Source organism: Mesorhizobium sp. SP-1A, assembly GCF_032460275.1.
In the GTDB taxonomy this organism is placed as follows: Bacteria; Pseudomonadota; Alphaproteobacteria; order Rhizobiales; family Rhizobiaceae; genus Mesorhizobium.
The window spans coordinates 570,462-590,416 of record NZ_JAVXZD010000001.1; the positions used below are offsets into that span (position 1 = coordinate 570,462).

Genomic DNA, 19,955 nt, shown 5'->3' on the forward strand with positions numbered 1-19,955 from the left:
GGACGCGGGTTTCGCTCGCCGGCCGCCTGCCGGATCCACAAATTTTTTGAGCATCGAAAAAAAGACGCCGTCCTGCTTCGCGCGCCGCCTGTTTTTGCTATGACAGAAAGCGGAAGAGCGGGAACTGGCTGGATCGCCGGGAGGATTTTCATGTATCTGGGTCTCGATCTCGGCACATCCGGCGTCAAGGCGCTGCTGATCGACGGCGACCAGCGCGTGGTCGGGTCCGGCCATGGATCGCTGGAAGTCTCGAGGCCGCATCCGGGCTGGTCCGAGCAGGAGCCGGCCGACTGGATCAAGGCTTGCGAGGCGGCGATCGGCGAGTTGCGGGCGAAGCACGCGAAGGAATTCGCCGCTGTCGCCGGCATCGGCCTGTCCGGCCAGATGCATGGCGCGACCCTGCTCGACGACGCCGACAACGTGCTGCGGCCCTGCATCCTGTGGAACGACACGCGCAGCCATGCGGAGGCCGCCGCGCTTGACGCCGATCCGCGCTTTCGCAAGCTCACCGGCAATATCGTGTTTCCCGGCTTCACCGCGCCGAAACTGGTCTGGGTGAAGAACAACGAGCCGGCGGTTTTCGCCAAGGTGGCCAGGGTGCTGCTGCCGAAGGACTATCTCAGGCTCTGGCTGACCGGCGAACATATTTCGGAAATGTCGGATTCGGCCGGCACCTCCTGGCTGGATGTGGGCGCGCGCCGCTGGGCGCCGGACCTGCTGGCCGCGACCGACCTGGACGAGAAGCATATGCCCTCGCTGGTGGAAGGCACCGAAAAGGCCGGCGGCCTGCGCCCGGAGCTTGCGGCCCGCTGGGGCGTCAGGGCGGGCATCCCGGTGGCGGGCGGCGCCGGCGACAATGCGGCTTCGGCCTGCGGCATGGGCACGGTGGGCGAGGGCCACGCCTTCGTTTCGCTGGGCACGTCGGGTGTGCTGTTCGCGGCAAATCGCGCCTATCTGCCCAATCCGGCAAGTGCGGTGCACACCTTCTGCCATGCTCTGCCGAAGACATGGCACCAGATGGGCGTCATTCTGTCGGCCACGGATTCGCTGAACTGGCTTTCCGGCATCACCGGCAAGGATGCGGCGGCCCTGACGGGCGAATTGGGAAACTCGCTGAAGGCCCCGGCCGGCGTGACCTTCCTGCCCTATCTTTCCGGCGAGCGCACGCCACACAATGATTCTGCCATTCGCGGCGTCTTCGCCGGGCTGGCCCACGAAACGGACCGCGCCGCGCTGACGCAGGCGGTGCTGGAAGGCGTCGCCTTCGCCTTCCGCGACAGTCTCGAGGCCCTGAAAACGGCCGGCACCACGCTCTCGCGCGTGACGGCCATCGGCGGCGGTTCGCGGTCCCGCTATTGGCTGGAGGCCATCGCCACCGCGCTCGGCATTCCCGTCGACGTGCCGGAAGACGGCGACTTCGGCGCGGCTTTCGGCGCGGCCCGTCTCGGCCTGATCGCCGCCACGGGCGCCGACCCGCTGGCGGTCTGTATCGCGCCCGCGACCGAGGCTACCATCGAGCCGAACGCGGCCTTGGCGGACGCGTATTTTGCGGCCTATGCGCATTATCGCGCGCTTTATCCGGCGGTTCGCGGCACCATGTAGGCCTTCTGCAGCTGCAGGCAATCCGTGTGCCAGTGGGCTAGCCGTTTACCATTGTGGTCGGCCTGCCCAAATTGCCACTCAATCACCCCGAGCTTGCCTTCAAGATGCCGTCACAGACTTCGTATATCTGTGGCTCCGCAACGAACCGGAAAGGAGGCGAACGACATGAACAGCGAACGCGAAATCGACGCCCTTCTGTCTCGCGACGAGACCGGATCGATCATCGACCGGTTGATGGCGCTGCCGCGCCCCGCGGCGAATGACCGACAGACCACCGAATGGGACCGCGCCGTGGCCGGCCGTTTCGAGGCCCATCTGGCAAGGCAGATGCGCGCCCTGATCGGAAGCGACGACGAACGCCGCCCCGCTGCCTGAACCATAAATCCCTCAGACCAGTTTGACGGACAATGAGGCGTCCGCCATGCTTGCCGGATGCTGCGTGGCGTGCTGCTGGACCTTGCCGGTGTGATCTATGACGGCGACACCCTGATACCGGGGTCGGCGGACGCGATCGGCCGCCTGCGGGCTGCCGGCCTGGCGGTCCGTTTCGTCAGCAACACCACCCGTTCGCCGAGACCGGCATTGGTCAAACAGCTTGCCGGTTTCGGCATCGCGGTCGCCGACCACGAACTGGTCACGCCGGCCGCGGCTGCGATCGCCTGGCTGAGACAGGCCGGGCGCTCGCCTTTCCTGGTGGTGCATCCGAATCTCAGGCCGGATTTCGAGGGCATGGAGTTCGACGGCAAGCCGGCGGTGGTGGTTGGCGATGCCGGCGAGGCCTTCGACTATGCCGTGCTCAACGCCGCGTTCCGGCAATTGATGGACGGCGCCGAACTCGTCGCGCTCGCCGTCAATCGCATGTTCAAGGACCGCGACGGACTGCCCAGCATGGATGCCGGCGCCTTCGTCGCGGCGCTTGAGTTCGCCAGCGGCGTCAAGGCGACGGTCATCGGCAAGCCCGCCCCGGCATTCTTCAACGCGGCACTCGAGGACATGGGGTGCGGACCGCATGAGGTGGCGATGGTCGGCGACGACGCGGAAAGCGACGTCGCGGGCGCGCTCAAAGCAGGCTTGGGCGCGGCTCTGCTCGTGCGGACCGGCAAATACCGGCCGGGCGACGAAACGCGCTTCGAGCCGGCGCCGACGGCCGTGGTCGATGATCTTGCGGCGGCGGCCGATTGGCTCCTGTCCAGACGGGGCTGACGTCGCCGCTCACTTCTGCCTGAACTGCGACGGCGCCTCGCCGAATGCCCTGGAAAAGGCCCTCGAAAACGCCGCGGCGGACGAAAAGCCCGTCCGTCCGGCGATGTCGGCCATCGGTACGGCGGTGTCGGCGACCAGCCGCCGCGCCGCGCCGAGCCGGAGCCTGAGATAATAGGTGCCGGGCGTTTCGCCGATGGAACGCCGGAAGATGTTTTCCAGCGTGCGCGGGGTGACGCCGGCGCGCCGCGCGATCGCGGCCACGGTCAGCGGCTGGTCGATATGCGCTTCCATCAGCCTGACCGCCTGCGCGAGCCGTGCGTCGTAGCCGTCGAGCCGGCCGAGCGAAACCAGCGGCTGCGCGTCGGTCGCGGCGCGCGACTGGTCGTAGATGAAGACGCTCGCCACATCGAGCGCCACGGCCATGCCGAGCCGCGAGCGGACCAGATGCAGCATCAGGTCGAATGTCGGCGCCGCTCCGCCGCACGTGAACACCGGCCCGTCGATGACGTAGCGGTCCGGCCGCACGTCCACGCCCGGAAAGGCGGCGGAAAAATCCTCCATGTCCTCCCAGTGGGTGGTGGCCGCCCGGCCTTCCAGCAGGCCGGCGCGGGCGACGAGCCATGTGCCGGCCTCCACGCCGCCGCAGGCGCGGGTTGCCCGCGCCGCCCGCCGCAATCCGGCAAGCAGCGCCGTGGTGGCATAGTTCTGCGTGCCGAACCCGGCTACGACCACCAGCACGTCGGTCGTTTCCGCCGGATCGAAGCGCCCGCTCACCGCCACCGGCAGGCCGCAGGTGGTGAGAGCCGGCTCGCCGGTGACGGAGACCAGCTTGAAGTCGAACAGAGTTTCGCCGGCGATGCGGTTGGCGGCGCGCAGCGGATCGACCGCGGAGGCCACGCACATGATGGACGAGCCGGAGAAAACCAGGAACGTGACCTTGAGCGGCGTGTGTTCCGCGCGAAAGATTGTTCGGGTTTCGCTTTTTGCCATACCGTATTCGTAAATCGCAAAGCACGACGCCGCAAGCGGCGCGATGATCCGCGCCACGTATCGAAATGGAGGAAGCCGATGCCGCTCGAGATGAATCGCGAGGTTTTCATCACCTGTGCCGTGACCGGATCGGGCGGCACGCAGGATCGCAGCCCGCATGTGCCCCGTTCGCCCAAGCAGATCGCCGATTCGGCCATCGAGGCCGCCAGGGCCGGTGCCGCCGTCGTCCATTGCCATGTGCGCGACCCTGAAACCGGCAAGCCGCGCCGCGACGTCCATCTCTACCGCGAGGTGACCGACCGCATCCGAGAGGCCAATGTCGACGTGGTGCTGAACCTCACCGCCGGCATGGGCGGCGACATGGTGTTCGGCTCGACCGAACAGCCGCTGCCGCTGAAGCAGCAGGGCACCGACATGGCCGGCGCTTCGGAACGCGTGGAACATGTGCGCCAGTGCCTGCCGGAGATCTGCACGCTCGACTGCGGCACGATGAATTTCAACGAAGCCGACTACGTCATGACCAACACGCCCGGCATGCTGCGCGCCATGGGCTCGATGATGACCGAGATGGGCGTCAAGCCCGAGATCGAGGCCTTCGACACCGGCCATCTGTGGTTCGCCAAGGAACTGGTCAAGGAAGGCGTGCTGAAGCCGGACGCGCTGGTGCAACTGTGCATGGGCGTGCCGTGGGGCGCGCCCGACGACCTCAACACCTTCATGGCCATGGTCAACAACGTGCCGAAGGAATGGACCTTCTCGGCCTTCTCGCTCGGTCGCAACCAGATGGCCTATGCGGCGGCTGCGGTGCTGGCCGGCGGCAATGTCCGCGTCGGGCTGGAGGACAATCTGTGGCTCGACAAGGGCGTCCTGGCCACCAATGCGCAACTGGTAGATCGCGCCGTCGGCATCATCGAGCGCCTTGGCGCCCGCGTGATCGGGCCGGAAGAAGTGCGCAAGAAGCTCAACCTCACCAAGCGCGCACCGCTGGCGGCATAGGCCCGCAAGGGCTTCCGGGCGGAAAAGGGAGAAGACGCCATGGAAACGGTCAAGTTCACGGCGATGAAGGATGGCGACCGCGAGGACTACGCCTTCCTTACCGAGCATGAGATCGAGTTCGCCGCCAGGACCGGCGGACGTCTTCTCGACGCCTTGGTGAAGCTCGACGAGAGCCTGTCGGGCTACAAGATCACGCGGCTCGGCCACTCGCTTCAGGCCGCAACCCGCGCCTGGCGCGACGGCGCCGACGAAGACTGGGTCGTCTGCGCCCTTCTGCATGACATCGGCGATATTTACGCCCCCTACAACCACGACGAATATGCGGCCGCGATCCTGCGCCCGTTCGTTCGCGAGCAATGCCACTGGGTCGTCGAGAAGCACGGGGATTTCCAGCGGCTTTACTATGCGCATCACGTCGGCGGCAATCGCCATGCGCGCGATAAGTTCGCGGGACATCCCTATTACGACGATTGCGACCAGTTCTGCGAGCGGTGGGACCAGTCGAGCTTCGATCCCGACTACGAAACCCTGCCGCTCGATTTCTTCCGGCCCATGGTGGAGAAAGTCTTCTCCCGCCAGGCCTACGATCCCGCGGTCATCCGCGCCGGCGAGCGCGTCGCGCTCGTCAATCCCGAAACAGCCAGCCAGAGAGCCGGAGCATCCGCATGAGCAATATCGCTAAAGCAGCCGCCATCGGCGGCGGTGTCATCGGCGCAGGCTGGGTCGCACGCCTGCTGCTCAACGGCATCGACGTTGCGATCTACGATCCCGATCCCGAAGCCTCCCGCAAGGTCGGCGAGGTGATGAAAGGCGCTCGCCGCGCCTACAAGCAGATGCTGCCGGACGGTCTGCCCAAGGAAGGCAAGCTCACTTTCGCCAAGACCATCGCCGAGGCGGTGGCCGACGCCGATTTCATCCAGGAAAGCGTGCCGGAGCGCCTCGACCTCAAGCACAAGGTGCTGGCCGAGATCGACATGCATGCGCCGGCCAACGCCATCGTCGGCTCCTCCACGTCCGGCATCAAGCCGTCCGACATGCAGGTGGCGATGAAGAAGCACCCGGAGCGGCTGGTGGTCGGCCATCCGTTCAACCCGGTCTACCTGCTGCCGCTGGTCGAGGTTGTCGGCGGCGCGCAGACCTTCCCGGAAGCCATCGAGGTGGCCAAGGAGATCTATGCCTCGATCGGCATGAAGCCGGTCGTCATCCGCAAGGAGATCGAGGCCTTCGTAGGCGACCGCCTGCTGGAGGCGGCGTGGCGCGAGGCGCTGTGGCTGATCAAGGACGGCATCTGCTCGGTCGAGGAACTCGACGACATCATGCGCTATTCCTTCGGCCTGCGCTGGGCGCAAATGGGCATGTTCCAGGTCTACCGCATCGCCGGCGGCGAGGCGGGCATGCGCCATTTCATGGCCCAGTTCGGGCCCTGCCTGAAATGGCCGTGGACCAAGCTGATGGACGTGCCGGAGTTCAACGACGAGTTGGTCGATCTCATCGCCGGCCAGTCCGACGAACAGTCCGACAAATGGTCGATCCGCGAGTTGGAGAAGATCCGCGACGACAATCTGGTGGCGATCATGGAAGCCCTGTCCCGGCAGAACAAGGGCAAGGGTTGGGGCGCTGGCGCGCTGCACAAGGACTATGTCAAGCAGCTTTCCGGACTTGCGAAGAAGCCCGTTTCCAAGGCCGCCGCCAAGGCAAAGGCCGCCAAGCCGGTGAAGAAGGCCAAGGCGGTGAAGAAGGCTGCTGCAAGGAAGAAGGGCTGAGTAAATCATGATCGCCCCCCTCTCCGTCCCGGCTTTGCCTCGACACCTCTCCCCCCGTTCCGGGTGGAGAGGACGGGCGTCCGGCTTGGCTTCCGTCCTCTCCATCACGAAGTTGGGGAGAGGTGGCGCGCGAAGCGCGACGGACAGGGGGTATTTCATCGAAGCGGAGCACCGCCCATGAACTTCGGCCTTTCGGAAGAACAGCGCGCGATCGTCGACACCACGCGCGCCTTTGTCGAGAACGAGCTTTACCCGCACGAGCAGGCGGTGGAGCGCAGCGGCCATCTGCCGATGGAGCTGGTCAGGGAACTGCAGGCCAAGGCGATCGCCGCCGGCCTCTATGCCGCCAACATGCCGGCCGAAGTGGGCGGTGCCGGGCTCGATACGGTGACCTGGCTGCTCTACGAGAAGGAACTCGGCCGCGCAAACTATGCGCTGCACTGGACCTGCGTGGCGCGTCCGTCCAACATCCTGCTGGCGGGCACGGACGAGCAGAAGGAAAAATATCTCTATCCCTGCATTCGCGGCGAGAAATGGGACTGCCTGGCCATGACCGAGCCGGGCGCCGGTTCCGACCTGCGCGGCATGAAGGCGAGTGCGGTGCAGGACGGCGACGACTGGGTGCTGAACGGCACCAAGCACTTCATCAGCCATGCCGACATCGCCGATTTCGCCATCTGCTTCATGGCCTCCGGCGAGGAAGACAGTCCGCGCGGCAAGCGCAAGAAGATCACCGCCTTTTTCGTCGACAAGGGCACGCCGGGCTTCACCGTGCGCGACGGCTACCGCAACGTCTCGCATCGCGGCTACACCAATGCCATCCTCGAATTCGACAATTGCCGCCTGCCCAAGGAACAGGTGCTGGGCGAGGTGCACAAGGGCTTCGAGGTCGCCAATTCGTGGCTCGGCGCCACCCGCTTGCAGGTCGGCGCCACCTGCCTCGGCCGTGCCGAGCGCGCGCTGCAGCACGCCATCGAATATGCCGCGCAGCGCCAGCAGTTCGGCCAGCAGATCGGCAAGTTCCAGGGCGTCTCCTTCAAGCTGGCCGACATGGCGACCGAATTGAAGGCGGCCGACCTGATGGTGTTCGAGGCCGGCTGGAAATACGACCAGGGCACGGTAACCGATCAGGACATGGCCATGGCCAAGCTCAAGGCCACCGAGGTGCTGGCCTTCGTCGCCGACGAGGCGATCCAGATCCATGGCGGCATGGGCCTGATGGACGATCTGCCGCTGGAGCGCATCTGGCGGGACGCTCGCGTCGAGCGCATCTGGGAAGGCACGTCGGAGATCCAGCGCCATATCATTTCCCGCGCGCTGCTGAGGGCGGTGGGGGGGTGACCATGGCTGAGGCGTTGAAACTGCTTACCCTCCCCCTTGTGGGGAGGGTCGCCCGCAGGGCGGGGTGGGGGTGCAAATGACGACCTCGCCAACCACCCCCACCCCGGCGCTTCGCGCCGACCCTCCCCACAAGGGGGAGGGTAAGACCCGCCTCGAACGCCTCCTGCGCCCGAAATCCGTCGCCGTGATCGGCGGCGGCGCCTTTGCGACCAACGTCGTCAAGCAATCGCTCAAGATGGGCTTTCCGGGCAACATCTGGCCGGTTCATCCCAAGCGGGGCGAGGTCGAGGGCCTGCAAGCCTACTGCTCGGTGGCGGATCTGCCGGATTCGCCCGATGCCGTGTTCATCGGCGTCAACCGCTTCGCCACGATCGAGGTCGTGCGCGAGCTTGCCGCACGCAAGGCGGGCGGGGCGATCTGCTTCGCGGCCGGTTTTCGCGAAGCCGGCGCCGACGACGAGGACGGCGAGCGGCTGCAACAGGAACTGATTGCGGCCGCCGGTTCCATGCCGGTCATCGGGCCGAACTGCTACGGCCTCATCAACTACGCGGACGGCGCGCTGCTTTGGCCCGACCAGCATGGCGGCCAGCGGCTGGAATCCGGCACGCGGGGTGCCGCGATCATCACGCAATCGTCCAACATCGCCTGCAACCTGACCATGCAGCAGCGCGGCCTGCCCATTTCCTTTCTGATGACGGCGGGAAATCAGGCGCAGACCGGCCTGTCCGAGATGGCGCTCGGCCTGATCGAAGACGAGCGCGTCTCCTGCCTCGGCCTGCACATCGAGGGCTTCGACAAGGTCGACGGCTTCGAGCGGCTGGCGGCCAGGGCGCGCGAACTGAAGAAGCCCATCGTGGCGGTGAAGGTCGGCCGCTCGGAACAGGCGCGCGCCGCGACGGTCTCGCACACCGCCTCGCTGGCCGGCTCCGACGCCGCCTCGGAAGCCTTCCTCAAGCGGCTCGGCATCGCGCGGGTCCATTCGATCCCGTCGCTGCTGGAGACACTGAAGCTGCTGCACGCCGTCGGCCCGCTGGCCGGCTACACGCTGTCTTCCATGAGCTGTTCCGGCGGCGAGGCCTCGGTGATGGCCGACACGGCCGAGGGCCGCAAGGCGCGCTTCCCGGCTCTGGCCGAAGCGCATCGCGCCCGCGTCAAGGCCACGCTCGGGCCGCTGGTCGCCGTCGCCAACCCGCTCGACTATCACACCTTCATCTGGAACAACGAACCGGCCATGACCGCGACCTTCACGGCCATGGTTTCGGGCGGTTTCGACCTCAACATGCTGGTGCTGGATTTCCCGCGCAACGACCGCTGCTCGGATGCCGACTGGTGGGCCACGGTCAACGCCTTCGACGCGGCGTTAAAGGCCAACAAGGCGCGCGGCGCGATCGTCGCCTCGATGCTGGAGAACCTGCCCGAAGGACATGCGATCGAGTTTTTCCGGCGCGGCATCGTACCCTTGCACGGTATCGTCGAAGCCTTCGATGCGGCGGAAGCCGCCGCATTCATCGGCGAGGCGTGGAGCCGACCCTCTACCTCCCCTTTGTGGGGAGGTCGCGCCGAATGCGCGGGTGGGGGTAAGGCCGGTGATGCAACCCCCACCCCGGCGCTTCGCGCCGACTCTCCCCACAAGGGGGAGGGCAAGGTGGTACCCGACGAGGCCGAGGCCAAGGCGCTGCTGCGTTCCGCCGGCCTCGCCGTGCCGCAAGGTCTGCGCGCCGCAAACGTTGCGGAGGCCGTCTCGGCGGCCGAGAAGCTCGGCTTTCCTGCCGCGCTGAAAGCGCTGGGCGTCGCGCACAAGAGCGAACTCGGCGCGGTGAAGCTCAACCTCAGGTCCGCCGGGGAGGTGCAGGCTGCCGCTGGTGCGCTGTTGCCGCTCGGCAGCGGGCTCTATGTCGAGCGGATGGTTGAGGGCGCGGTCGCCGAACTGATCGTCGGCGTCACCCGCGACGAGATGTTCGGCCCGGTCATGACCGTGGGCACGGGCGGCGTGCTGGTGGAATTGTTGAAGGACAGCGCCACGCTGCTCCTGCCGGCGTCGCACGCGGACATCGAGGCGGCGCTGCAGGGCCTGCGGCTCTATCCGCTGCTCGACGGCTATCGCGGCCGCCCCAAGGCGGATGTGCCGGCCGCCGTCGAGGCGATCCTCGGCATATCGCGCTTCGTGCTGGAACATGCGGGCAGCATCGAGGAACTCGACGTCAACCCGCTGATCGTCTGCGGCGAGGGCAAGGGCGCCTGGATCGCCGATGCGCTGCTGGTGACAAGTGAGGCGCTTACCTCCCCCTCGATGGGGGAGGTCGCGACGAAGTCGCGGGAGGGGGTGTCGGCGTGATCGCGCAAAGCAGATCACCCCACCCCCGACCTTCGGTCGGACCCTCCCCATCGAGGGGAGGGTGGGCTGCCCAGTCTTGCCGCGCCGCGCCGTGCAAAATTCAGGAGGTTTCCAAATGTCCGACGTCATAAAAACCCGCCGCGAGGGCGGCATCCTCGAAGTGACCCTCGATCGCCCGAAGGCCAATGCGATCGACCTCGCCACCTCGCGTCTGATGGGCGAGACCTTCAAGGCCTTCCGCGACGACCCGCAATTGCGCGTGGCCATCGTCAAGACGGCCGGCGACAAGTTCTTCAGCGCCGGCTGGGACCTCAAGGCGGCCGCCGGCGGCGATGCGGTCGACGGCGACTACGGCGTGGGCGGCTTTGCCGGCTTGCAGGAACTGCGCGACCTGAACAAGCCGGTCATCGCCTGCGTCAACGGCATGGCGGTCGGCGGCGGCTTCGAACTGGCGCTGTCCTGCGATCTCATCTACGCCTCCGACCATTCCTCCTTCGCGCTGCCGGAAATCAAGGCCGGCACGCTGGCCGACGCCGCAACCATCAAGCTGCCCAAGCGCATCCCCTACCACGTCGCCATGGACCTTCTGCTCACCGGCCGCTGGATGGATGTGGCCGAAGCGCATCGCTGGGGCCTCGTCAACGAGGTGCTGCCGGCCGACAGGCTGGAAGAGCGTGTCTGGGAGATCGCGCGGCTGCTGGAAAGCGGTCCGCCGCTGGTCTTCGCCGCCATCAAGGAAACGGCGCGCGTCGCCGAGGCGCTCACGTTCCAGGACGCGATGAACAAGATCACCAAGCGCCAGCTTCCGACCGTGGACATTCTCTACGGGTCGGAGGACAATCTGGAAGGATTCAAGGCTTTCGCGGAAAAACGCGACCCGGTGTGGAAAGGCCGCTAGTACGGCCACGGCTGGGTTGGAATGACGGACTATAGCAAGCTCATCGATGCGGAGACCTGGGCGTTCATCGAACGCACCAATACCTACTATCCGCCGGACGCGGTCGAGCGCACCATCGCCGAGCAGCGCGCGGTCTACGACCGCATGTGCCGCGAATTCCATGCCGGCTATCCCGAGGGCGTGACGGCTGAAACCGCGGCGATCGAAACGCCCGCCCATGCGATCCCGATCCGCATCTATCGCAATGCGGAGCTCGACGATGCGGCCATGGTGATCTATTTCCATGGCGGCGGCTTCGTCGTCGGCGGGCTGGAAAGCCACGACGACGTCTGCGCCGAACTGTGCCAGCGCACCGGCTATGAAGTGGTTTCGGTGGATTACCGGCTGGCCCCCGAACACCGACATCCGGCCGATTTCGATGACGCGATGGACGCCTTCGAATGGGCGGCTGGAATCTGTTCCCGGCCGATCCTGCTTTGTGGCGACTCCGCCGGCGGAAACCTGGCCGCCGCGGTCAGCCACGCCACGCGCGGGCACAGGCGCAAGCCGGCCGGACAGGTGCTGATCTATCCCGGCCTCGGGGGAGACCACGGCAGGGGGTCCTACGTCACCCATGCCGAGGCGCCGATGCTGACCATGCGCGACCTGGAATTCTACAAGCATGTCCGCACCGGCGGCGAGGAAGCCGTCGGGTTGGTGACGCTGGCGCCGCTGGCCGACGCGAATCTGGCCAATCTGCCGCCGACGGTGATCATTACGGCCGAATGCGATCCGTTGTCGTCCGACGGCGAAGCCTACCGCGACGGGATCGAGGCTGCCGGCGGCAAGGCGTTCTGGCATGAAGAAAAAGGCCTCGTGCACGGCTACCTGCGCGCGCGCCACACCGTGCAGCGCGCCCACCGGTCCTTCACGCGCATCGTCGATGCCGTTTCAGCCCTCGGCAGGGGTGAGTGGCCTTATTGAAGGCTTCGCCTATTCGAGGAAGGGCTTGGCTTTCATCGTTGCGGGAACGGCCACGCCCAGGCGCCGGAGGACGGTCGGCGCGAGCTGCAACTGGCCAAGCAGCACGTTCTCGTCCGGGCCTTTGCCCGCGCCGAAATAGTACAGCGCGAAATCCTGCTGGTCGGCTTCGTGCCCGCCATGATGGCCACGGTCGGTCTGGCCGTGGTCGGCGGTGACGATCACCTCGTAGCCTGCTTCGCGCCAGCGCGGCAGGAAGGCGGCCAGCATCCCGTCCATGGCGTAGCAGGCATGGTCCATCTCGATGCAGTCGTGGCCGAAGCGGTGGCCCATCGAATCCAGCGTGCAGGTGTGCAGGATGCCGTAGTCGATGGAAAAGCGTTCCGTCAGCATGGTCAGCGTGGCGAACAGGTCGACGTCGCTCGGCGTCATCTGGTTGCGGGCGTTGTAGCCGGTCATGGTGTGGAAACGGCCATGCGCGATCGGTCCGCCCGGCTCGTCATATTCCATGTCGCGCACCAGGTCGAACGGGAAGCGGTTGAAGAATTCCGACCAGTAGGAATGCGTCACCGCGCCGGTCTTGCCGCCGGCCTTCGAGATTTCGGAGAACAGGTCCGGCTGCTTGACGCGGAAACGCTCCTCGTTGGAGCAGATGCCATGCACCTGCGGCGACACGCCGGTATGGATCGAGGCATAGCAGCAGGCTGAGGTCGAGGGCAGCACCGAGCGCATCTTCCACACCTGCGCCTCGCCCGACTGCACCCAGCCCTCCAGATTGCCGAACAGCCGACGCCAGTTCCGCCACGGCACGCCGTCCAGGATGATGAGCAAAAGCTTGGACTTGAGCGCCATGGGCAGCCCTCCGGCTGATGGGGTATTGAGAAAGAACAGGAGCCGCCGGACAAGCCGGCGGCCCGCCATGTGCCGTCCGGCAGATCAGGCCTTCAACCAGCACGCGCCGAGCGCGTAGCCGTCCATCAGCTCCGCTTGTGGGTTCTTGACATAGCCGTCGATCTTGTCGGTGTTCGCGGCGTCGATGAACTGGTTGAAGAAGGGCACGATCAACCCGCCTTCGTCGCGCATCAGCACGGCCATGTCGCGATAGATGGCCTTGCGCTTGTCCTGGTCCAGTTCTCCCTGCGCGGCGAGCAGCATCTGGTCGAATTTCGGATCCTTGTAGCGCGTATCGTTCCAGTCGGCGCTGGACACGTAGCCGGTGGAATACATCTGCCCCTGCGTGGCGCGTCCGCCCCAGTAGGACAGCGAGAACGGCTGCTTGTTCCACACTTCCGACCAGTAGCCGTCGCCGGGCTCGCGCTTGATCTCGATCTTGATGCCGGCCTTGGCGCAGCTCTGCTGGTAGAGCTGTGCCGCATCCACCGCGCCGGGGAAGGCGACGTCGGAGGTTCTGAGCAGGATCGAGCCGGAATGGCCGGACTTCTTGTAGGCCGCGGCGGCCTTCTCGGGATCGAACTTGCGCTGTTCGATGTCGGTGGGAAACAGCGGATAGGCTTCGTTGATCGGGAAGTCGTTGCCGACCGAACCGTAGCCGCGCAGGATCTTCTGCAGCATCTCCTCGCGATCCATGGCGAGCTTCAGCGCCATTCTGAGGTCGTTGTTGTCGAACGGCTTGGTGTCGCAGAACATGTTGAACGGGTAGTAGCCCCTGCCCGAAACGTTCTCGATGGTGACGCCGGGCACGCGCTTGACCAGATCCACCACCTTCGGCTCGACGCGGTTGATGAAATGAACCTGCCCGCCCTGTAGCGCCGCCAGCCGCGCGGTGGCGTCGTTGATGACGAGGATCTCCACCTGGTCGGCGTGGCCCGCCTTGTCGCCGCGCCAATAATTGGCGAAGCGTTCACCGCCATGGCGCACGCCCGGCTGGTTCTCGGTGACCTTGTAAGGCCCGGCGCTGATGCCCGCGTTCGGGTTGTCCCTGCCGCCGTTGGGCTGGATGACGAGGTGGTAATCCGCCATCAGATAAGGGAAGTCGGCATCGGCGTCCGCAAGCGTGACGACCACTTCCTTGCCGTCGGCCTTGATGCTCTTGATGTTCTTGAGAATGCCGAGCGCGCCGGACTTCGATTTCTCGTCCCCATGGCGCTCCAGCGTGGCGGCGACGTCTTGCGGCGTGAGGGTCTTGCCGTTGTGGAACTCGATCCCGTCGCGGATCTTCATCGTCCAGGTCTTGGCGTCGGATGAGGCGCCGATTTCTTCGGCGACCAGGTTCTCAAGCCCGCCGTCAGGCGCGAGGCGCACCAGGAACTCGCCCCACTGCTTGCAGAAGTTGAAGGTCACCTGGCTGAGGTTCAACGCCGGATCGAGGCTGTTGGTGGATTCGCCGCCCTGCAGCCCGGCTTTCAGGATGCCGCCCTTGACCGGGCCCGCCGCGCGCGCGGCCTTTGTCAGCAGCGAATTGGCCGCCGCCGCCGACACGCCGAGCGCGGCGGCGCGGCCGAGGAAGTCACGGCGCGAAAGCTTGCCGCTCGCGACGCGGCGGCTCAGGAAATCGAGTTCGTCGGCCATATGGTTCTCCCCCTGGTAGCCTGGTGACCTTGCCTGCTCTAGTTGCCGGCGCTTTCCATGCGCCTGCCGCTGATCGCCTTTTCCAGCCAGCCGATCTCCATTTCCGGCACGGAGGAGAGCAGCAGGTCGGTGTAGGCGTCGAAAGGCGGCGTCAGCACCTTGCTCTTGGCGCCGTAGCGCACCACCTCGCCGCGATACATGACGGCGATCGAATCGGCGATCGACTTCACCGTGGCGAGGTCGTGGGTGATGAACAGATAGGCGACCTTCTCCTCCTGCTGCAGTTCCAGGAGCAGCTTGAGGATGCCGTTGGCGACCAGCGGGTCGAGCGCCGACGTCACCTCGTCGCAGATGATGAGCTTCGGCTTGGCCGCCAGCGCCCGCGCTATGCACACGCGCTGCTTCTGGCCGCCCGAAAGCTCGGCCGGATAGCGGTCCGCGAAGCCGGTGCCCATCTCGATCTTGTCGAGCAATTCCGCCACGCGCGCGTCGCGCTGCCTGCCCTTCATGCCGAAATAGAATTCCAGCGGCCGGCCGATGATCGTGCCCACCGTCTGGCGCGGGTTCATCGCCACGTCGGCCATCTGGTAGATCATCTGGAGCTGGCGCAGGTCCTCCTTCGACCGGTCGGCGAGCCGGCTCGCCAATGTCCGGCCGTCGAAGGTGACGGAGCCCTTTTCCGGCGGCAGCAGCCCGGTGATGGCGCGCGCCAGCGTCGATTTGCCGGAACCGGATTCGCCCACTACCGCCAGCGTCTGGCCGGCGAAGATGTCCACCGAAACGTCCTTCAGCACCTTGACCGAGCCGCCGCCATAGGCGGCAGTGACGTTCTTCACCGAAAGCAGCGGCGTGCCGCTCGGCTGGTGTTCCCGATGCGCGATCTCATGGACGGAAACGAGCGCCTTGGTGTAGTCCTGCGTCGGCTCCTTGATGATCTGATGCGTGGAGCCGCATTCGACCAGCTTGCCGTGGCGCAGCACCAATATGTCGTCCGCCACCTGCGCCACCACGGCGAGGTCGTGGGTTATGTAGAGCGCCGCCACGCGGGTGTCCCGTATGGCTTCCTTGATCGCCGCCAGCACGTCGATCTGCGTGGTCACGTCGAGCGCGGTCGTCGGCTCGTCGAAGACGATCAGGTCGGGCTCGGAGCACAGCGCCATGGCGGTCATGACGCGCTGCAACTGCCCGCCCGAAACCTGATGCGGGTAGCGATTGCCGATGGTGTCGGGGTCGGGCAGGCTGAGTTTGCGGAACAGCGCCCGCGCGCGCTTCTCGGCCTCCTGGCGGTTGCCGGCGCCGTGCTGGAGCGCGGCTTCGACCACCTGGTCCATCAGCTTGTGCGCGGGGTTGAACGCCGCGGCGGCCGATTGCGCGACATAGCAGACCTCGCTGCCGCGCATCCTGCGCACGCCGGACGTGCTTTCCTTCAGGATGTCGCGGCCGTTGAGGATGACCTGGCCGCCGGTGATCCGAACCCCGCCGCGTCCATAGGCCATGGACGACAGGCCGATGGTGGACTTGCCCGCGCCGGATTCGCCGATCAGCCCGAGCACCTTGCCCTTCTTCAGCGACAGCGACACGTCGTCCACGAGGGTGACGTTCCGTGGCGCCTCGCCGGGCGGGTAGACCCTGGCCTCGATCCTGAGATTGCGGATGTCGAGCAGGTCGTTGGAGCCTCCGCCCCCCTTGCGCGATTGCTTAGCCATTGCCACGCCCTCCCTTGAGGTCGGTGGTGCGGTTCAGCACCCAGTCGGCCACCAGGTTGACCGAGATCGCCAGCAGGGCGATCGCCGCCGCCGGGATGAGGGCCGCGGGCACGCCGAAGACGATGCCGTCCTTGTTCTCCTTGACCATGCCGCCCCAGTCGGCGTCCGGCGGCTGCACGCCGAGGCCAAGGAACGACAATGCCGACAAAAACAGCACGGCATAGATGAAACGCAGGCCCAGTTCCGAGACCAGCGGCGACAGCGCATTCGGCAGGATTTCGCGGAAGATGACCCAGCCCATGCCTTCGCCGCGCAGCTTCGCGGCCTCGACGAAATCCATCACGTTGATGTCCACCGCCACCGCCCGCGACAGGCGGTAGACCCGGGTCGCGTCGAGAATGCCCATGACCAGGATCAGGGTGACCACCGTGGTCGGCAGCACCGACAGCACCACCAGGCCGAAGATCAGCGTGGGGATCGACATCAGCAGGTCGACGAAGCGCGACATCAGCGTGTCGAACCAGCCGCCCACCACGGCCGCGGTGAAGCCCAGCACCGAGCCGAGGATGAAGGACAGCGCGGTGGCCAGCACCGCGATGAAGATGGTGATGCGCGCGCCGTAGATCAGGCGCGAGAGCAGGTCGCGTCCGAGATTGTCGGTGCCCAGCCAATGCGCGGCCGACATCGGCTCCCACACGTCGCCGACCACCTCGCCATTGCCGTGCGGGGCGATCCAGGGCGCGAACAGGGCGCAGATCAGGAACAGGATGGTCAGGATCAGTCCGATCCAGGCGCCTGGCGGAATGCGTTTGAAATCGAGCACGGCCCCCTCCTATCTCGGATGCCTGAGACGCGGATTGGCCAGGATCGCGGCGATGTCGGCAATGATGTTCAAGGTGATGTAGACGGCCGCGAAGATCAGTCCCACCGCCTGCACCACCGGCACGTCGCGCTTGGCGACATGGTCGACCAGATACTGGCCCATGCCCGGATAGACGAAGATGACCTCGATCACGACCACCCCGACGATGAGATAGGCGAGGTTCAGCATCACCACGTTGACGACCGGAGCGACGGCATTGGGGAAGGCGTGCCTGCGGATGACCTGGATCGGCGACAGCCCTTTCAGTTCGGCGGTCTCGATATAGGCCGACTGCATGACGTTGAGGATGGCCGCGCGCGTCATGCGCATCATATGGGCAAGCACCACCAGCGTCAGCGCGGTCGCCGGCAGCGCCACCGCCTGGAGGCGTTCAAGGAACGGCATGCCTTCATGCACGGTCGAGATGGCCGGGAAGACCTGCCATTTCACCGCGAAGAAATAGACCAGCAGATAGCCGACGAAGAATTCCGGGAACGAGGTGGAGGCGAGCGCCAGTCCCGACACCAGCTTGTCGATCGGCCCGTTGCGGTAGCGCACCGCGAGCAGGCCGAGCAGGATGGCGAGCGGCACCGCTATCACCGCCGCGCAGAAGGCCAGGAACAGCGTGTTTTCAAGACGCGGCCCTATGGAGGAGGCGATGTCCTGGCCGCTCGACAGGGCCGTGCCGAGATTGCCTGTCAGCACCCCGCCGAGCCAGCGGAAATATCGGATATAGGCTGGGTCGTTGAGGCCGAGCGCCTCGCGCAGATTGGCGACCGCCTCGGGCGTCGCCGACTGGCCCAGAATGGACTGGGCCACGTCACCGGGCAGGATCTGGGTGCCGACGAAGATCAGCACCGAGACCGCAAAAAGCAGCATGATGCCCAGCGCAACGCGCTGGGCGACAAGTTTCAGGATGGGTGATCGCATCGAGCCTGCCTGCTTCAGGCAGCCAGCCAGCACGAGGCAAGCGCGTAGCCGTTGCACATCTCCTGAGCAGGGTTCTTCGTCCAGCCTTCGACGCCCTTGCCGGTCGCGTCGATGTACTGGTTGAAGAACGGGACGATGAGGCCGCCCTCGTCGCGCATGACCATCGCCATGTCGCGATACATCTTCTTGCGCTTTTCCTCGTCCAGTTCGCCGCGCGCTGCCACCACCATCTTGTCGAAGTCGGGCCGCTTCCAGCGCGTGTCGTTCCAGTCGGCGCTGGAGATGTAGGCGGTCGAGTACATCTGGTCCTGCGTCGGCCGCCCGCCCCAGTAGGACAGCGAGAACGGCTGCTTGTTCCATACCTCCGACCAGTAGCCGTCGCCGGGCTCGCGCTTGATCTCGATCTTGATGCCGGCCTTGGCGCAGCTCTGCTGGTAGAGCTGTGCCGCATCCACCGCGCCGGGGAAAGCGACGTCGGAGGTCCTGAGCAGGATCGAGCCGGAATGGCCGGACTTCTTGTAGGCCGCGGCGGCCTTCTCGGGATCGAACTTGCGCTGTTCGATGTCGGTGGGAAACAGCGGATAGGCCTCGTTGATCGGGAAATCGTTGCCGACCGAACCGTAGCCGCGCAGGATCTTCTGCAGCATCTCCTCGCGGTCCATGGCGAGCTTCAGCGCCATCCTGAGGTCGTTGTTGTCGAACGGCTTGGTGTCGCAGAACATGTTGAAGGGATAGAAGCCGCGGCCGGACACCGCCTGGATGGTGACGCCGGGCACGCGCTTGACCAGATCCACCACCTTCGGCTCGACGCGGTTGATCATGTTGACCTGTCCGCCCTGCAGCGCGGCGATGCGCGCCGTCGCGTCGTTGATGACGACGATCTCCACATGATCGGCATGGCCGAGCTTGTCGCCCTGCCAGTAGTTGGCGAACTTCTCGCCGCCGTAGCGCACGCCGGGCTCGTTGATCGTGACCTTGTAAGGCCCGGCCGAGATGCCGGCATTGGGATTGTCCCTGCCGCCGTTGGGCTGGATGACGAGGTGGTAGTCCGCCATCAGATAGGGGAAGTCGGCATTGGGGTCCTTCAGGGTGACGACGACTTCGTCCCCGTCCGCCTTCATCTTGTCGATGCCCTGCAGGATGCCGAGCGCCGCCGATTTGGACTTCTCGTCCGCATGGCGCTCCAGCGTGGCGACGACGTCTTCCGGCTTCACCGGCTTGCCGTCATGGAATTCGATGCCCTTGCGGATCTTCATCGTCCAGGTCTTGGCATCGGGCGTGGATCCGATCGATTCCGCGATGCGGTTCTCCAGCGTGCCGTCGGGGTTCAGCTCGACCAGCATCTCGCCCCAGCACTTGCCGAAATTGAAGTTCACCTGGCTGAGGTTGAGCGCCGGGTCGAGCACGTTGGAGGATTCGCCGCCCTGCAGGCCTGCCTTCAGCGTGCCGCCCTTGACCGGGCCCGCCGCGCGCGCGGCCTTTGTCAGCAGCGAATTGGCCGCCGCCGCCGATACGCCGAGCGCGGCCGCGCGGCCCAGGAAGTCACGGCGCGAAAGCTTGCCGCTCGCGACACGGCGGCTCAAAAAATCGAGTTCGTTGGACATTTGGTTGCTCCTCACTCTTTTGGTTTGACCCGCATTGGCTGGCTTTTTTCGGGAAAGCTGCAGGATCTTGTTCTTGTCAGCGATAATGGCCGTAAGGAAAACAAACGCGCAAGGCCGGATGCGACATGCCGTGGCGTAAATAGCATGACGCAGCCAGGCCAATCGCTGCGCCGGCAAGGAAGACAGGGACGTAAAGACTTTCCCGAAAACCTGTGAAAAACCCCGGTTTTTGCCGC

Annotated in this window: 17 protein-coding genes; 10 read left to right on the forward strand and 7 right to left on the reverse strand. The window is 65.8% G+C overall.

The features are described from left to right. Positions 1 to 150 precede the first annotated feature (150 nt). The 3 genes from xylB (at position 151) to QU595_RS02750 (ending at position 2,805) form a co-directional block, all read left to right on the forward strand. Positions 151 to 1,602 (forward strand): xylulokinase, encoded by a 1,452-nt coding sequence (xylB, locus tag QU595_RS02740; protein WP_315918975.1) that lies wholly within the window; start codon positions 151 to 153, stop codon positions 1,600 to 1,602. A 165-nt stretch (positions 1,603 to 1,767) separates the two neighbouring features. Next, the gene (locus QU595_RS02745; RefSeq protein WP_315918977.1) at positions 1,768 to 1,977 is read left to right on the forward strand and encodes a hypothetical protein; all 210 of its coding nucleotides are present in this window, start codon (positions 1,768 to 1,770) and stop codon (positions 1,975 to 1,977) included. A gap of 69 nt (positions 1,978 to 2,046) precedes the next feature. After that, the gene (locus QU595_RS02750; protein ID WP_315918979.1) at positions 2,047 to 2,805 is read left to right on the forward strand and encodes a TIGR01458 family HAD-type hydrolase; all 759 of its coding nucleotides are present in this window, start codon (positions 2,047 to 2,049) and stop codon (positions 2,803 to 2,805) included. Between the two features lie 9 nt (positions 2,806 to 2,814). Here the strand turns inward: QU595_RS02750 and QU595_RS02755 are convergent, their stop codons facing one another. Further along, entirely contained in the window at positions 2,815 to 3,795 is a 981-nt protein-coding gene (locus QU595_RS02755) for a GlxA family transcriptional regulator (RefSeq protein ID WP_315918981.1), read from the reverse strand. A gap of 78 nt (positions 3,796 to 3,873) precedes the next feature. Between QU595_RS02755 and QU595_RS02760 the strand changes: the two genes are divergently transcribed. The 7 genes from QU595_RS02760 (at position 3,874) to QU595_RS02790 (ending at position 12,091) form a co-directional block, all read left to right on the forward strand. Continuing rightward, positions 3,874 to 4,791, forward strand: a complete 918-nt coding sequence (locus QU595_RS02760; protein ID WP_315918982.1) for a 3-keto-5-aminohexanoate cleavage protein — start codon at positions 3,874 to 3,876, stop codon at positions 4,789 to 4,791. 39 nt (positions 4,792 to 4,830) lie between these two features. Next, positions 4,831 to 5,460 (forward strand): HD domain-containing protein, encoded by a 630-nt coding sequence (locus QU595_RS02765; RefSeq protein ID WP_315918983.1) that lies wholly within the window; start codon positions 4,831 to 4,833, stop codon positions 5,458 to 5,460. Continuing rightward, positions 5,457 to 6,554 carry a carnitine 3-dehydrogenase gene (locus QU595_RS02770; protein ID WP_315918984.1) on the forward strand — a complete coding sequence of 366 codons (1,098 nt, stop codon included), beginning with the start codon at positions 5,457 to 5,459 and terminating at the stop codon, positions 6,552 to 6,554. Before QU595_RS02765 ends, QU595_RS02770 begins: the two co-directional genes overlap by 4 nt. 177 nt (positions 6,555 to 6,731) lie before the next feature. Then, positions 6,732 to 7,895, forward strand: coding sequence for an acyl-CoA dehydrogenase (locus QU595_RS02775; RefSeq protein ID WP_315918985.1), 1,164 nt, complete (start codon positions 6,732 to 6,734; stop codon positions 7,893 to 7,895). Positions 7,896 to 7,971: 76 nt separating this feature from the next. Continuing rightward, positions 7,972 to 10,230 (forward strand): acetate--CoA ligase family protein, encoded by a 2,259-nt coding sequence (locus tag QU595_RS02780; RefSeq protein ID WP_315918986.1) that lies wholly within the window; start codon positions 7,972 to 7,974, stop codon positions 10,228 to 10,230. Between the two features lie 115 nt (positions 10,231 to 10,345). Further along, positions 10,346 to 11,128, forward strand: coding sequence for a carnitinyl-CoA dehydratase (locus tag QU595_RS02785; RefSeq protein WP_315918988.1), 783 nt, complete (start codon positions 10,346 to 10,348; stop codon positions 11,126 to 11,128). 21 nt (positions 11,129 to 11,149) lie between these two features. Further along, on the forward strand, positions 11,150 to 12,091 hold the full coding sequence (locus QU595_RS02790) for an alpha/beta hydrolase (protein WP_315918990.1): 942 nt from the start codon (positions 11,150 to 11,152) through the stop codon (positions 12,089 to 12,091). A 9-nt stretch (positions 12,092 to 12,100) separates the two neighbouring features. Here QU595_RS02790 and QU595_RS02795 read toward each other — a convergent pair whose 3' ends face one another. From QU595_RS02795 to QU595_RS02820, 6 genes are all read right to left on the reverse strand, one after another. After that, positions 12,101 to 12,940: an alkaline phosphatase family protein gene (locus QU595_RS02795; protein ID WP_315918992.1), complete on the reverse strand. Its 840-nt coding sequence runs from the start codon at positions 12,938 to 12,940 to the stop codon at positions 12,101 to 12,103. Positions 12,941 to 13,024: 84 nt separating this feature from the next. Then, positions 13,025 to 14,617 carry an ABC transporter substrate-binding protein gene (locus QU595_RS02800; RefSeq protein ID WP_315918993.1) on the reverse strand — a complete coding sequence of 531 codons (1,593 nt, stop codon included), beginning with the start codon at positions 14,615 to 14,617 and terminating at the stop codon, positions 13,025 to 13,027. 38 nt (positions 14,618 to 14,655) lie between these two features. Next, complete coding sequence (locus QU595_RS02805; protein ID WP_315918994.1) at positions 14,656 to 16,323, reverse strand: ABC transporter ATP-binding protein; 1,668 nt, start codon at positions 16,321 to 16,323, stop codon at positions 14,656 to 14,658. Beyond that, the gene (locus QU595_RS02810) at positions 16,316 to 17,146 is read right to left on the reverse strand and encodes an ABC transporter permease (protein WP_315918995.1); all 831 of its coding nucleotides are present in this window, start codon (positions 17,144 to 17,146) and stop codon (positions 16,316 to 16,318) included. Before QU595_RS02810 ends, QU595_RS02805 begins: the two co-directional genes overlap by 8 nt. 9 nt (positions 17,147 to 17,155) lie before the next feature. Continuing rightward, positions 17,156 to 18,115: an ABC transporter permease gene (locus tag QU595_RS02815; protein ID WP_315918997.1), complete on the reverse strand. Its 960-nt coding sequence runs from the start codon at positions 18,113 to 18,115 to the stop codon at positions 17,156 to 17,158. A gap of 14 nt (positions 18,116 to 18,129) precedes the next feature. Beyond that, entirely contained in the window at positions 18,130 to 19,719 is a 1,590-nt protein-coding gene (locus QU595_RS02820; RefSeq protein ID WP_315918998.1) for an ABC transporter substrate-binding protein, read from the reverse strand. Between the last annotated feature and the right edge of the window lie 236 nt (positions 19,720 to 19,955).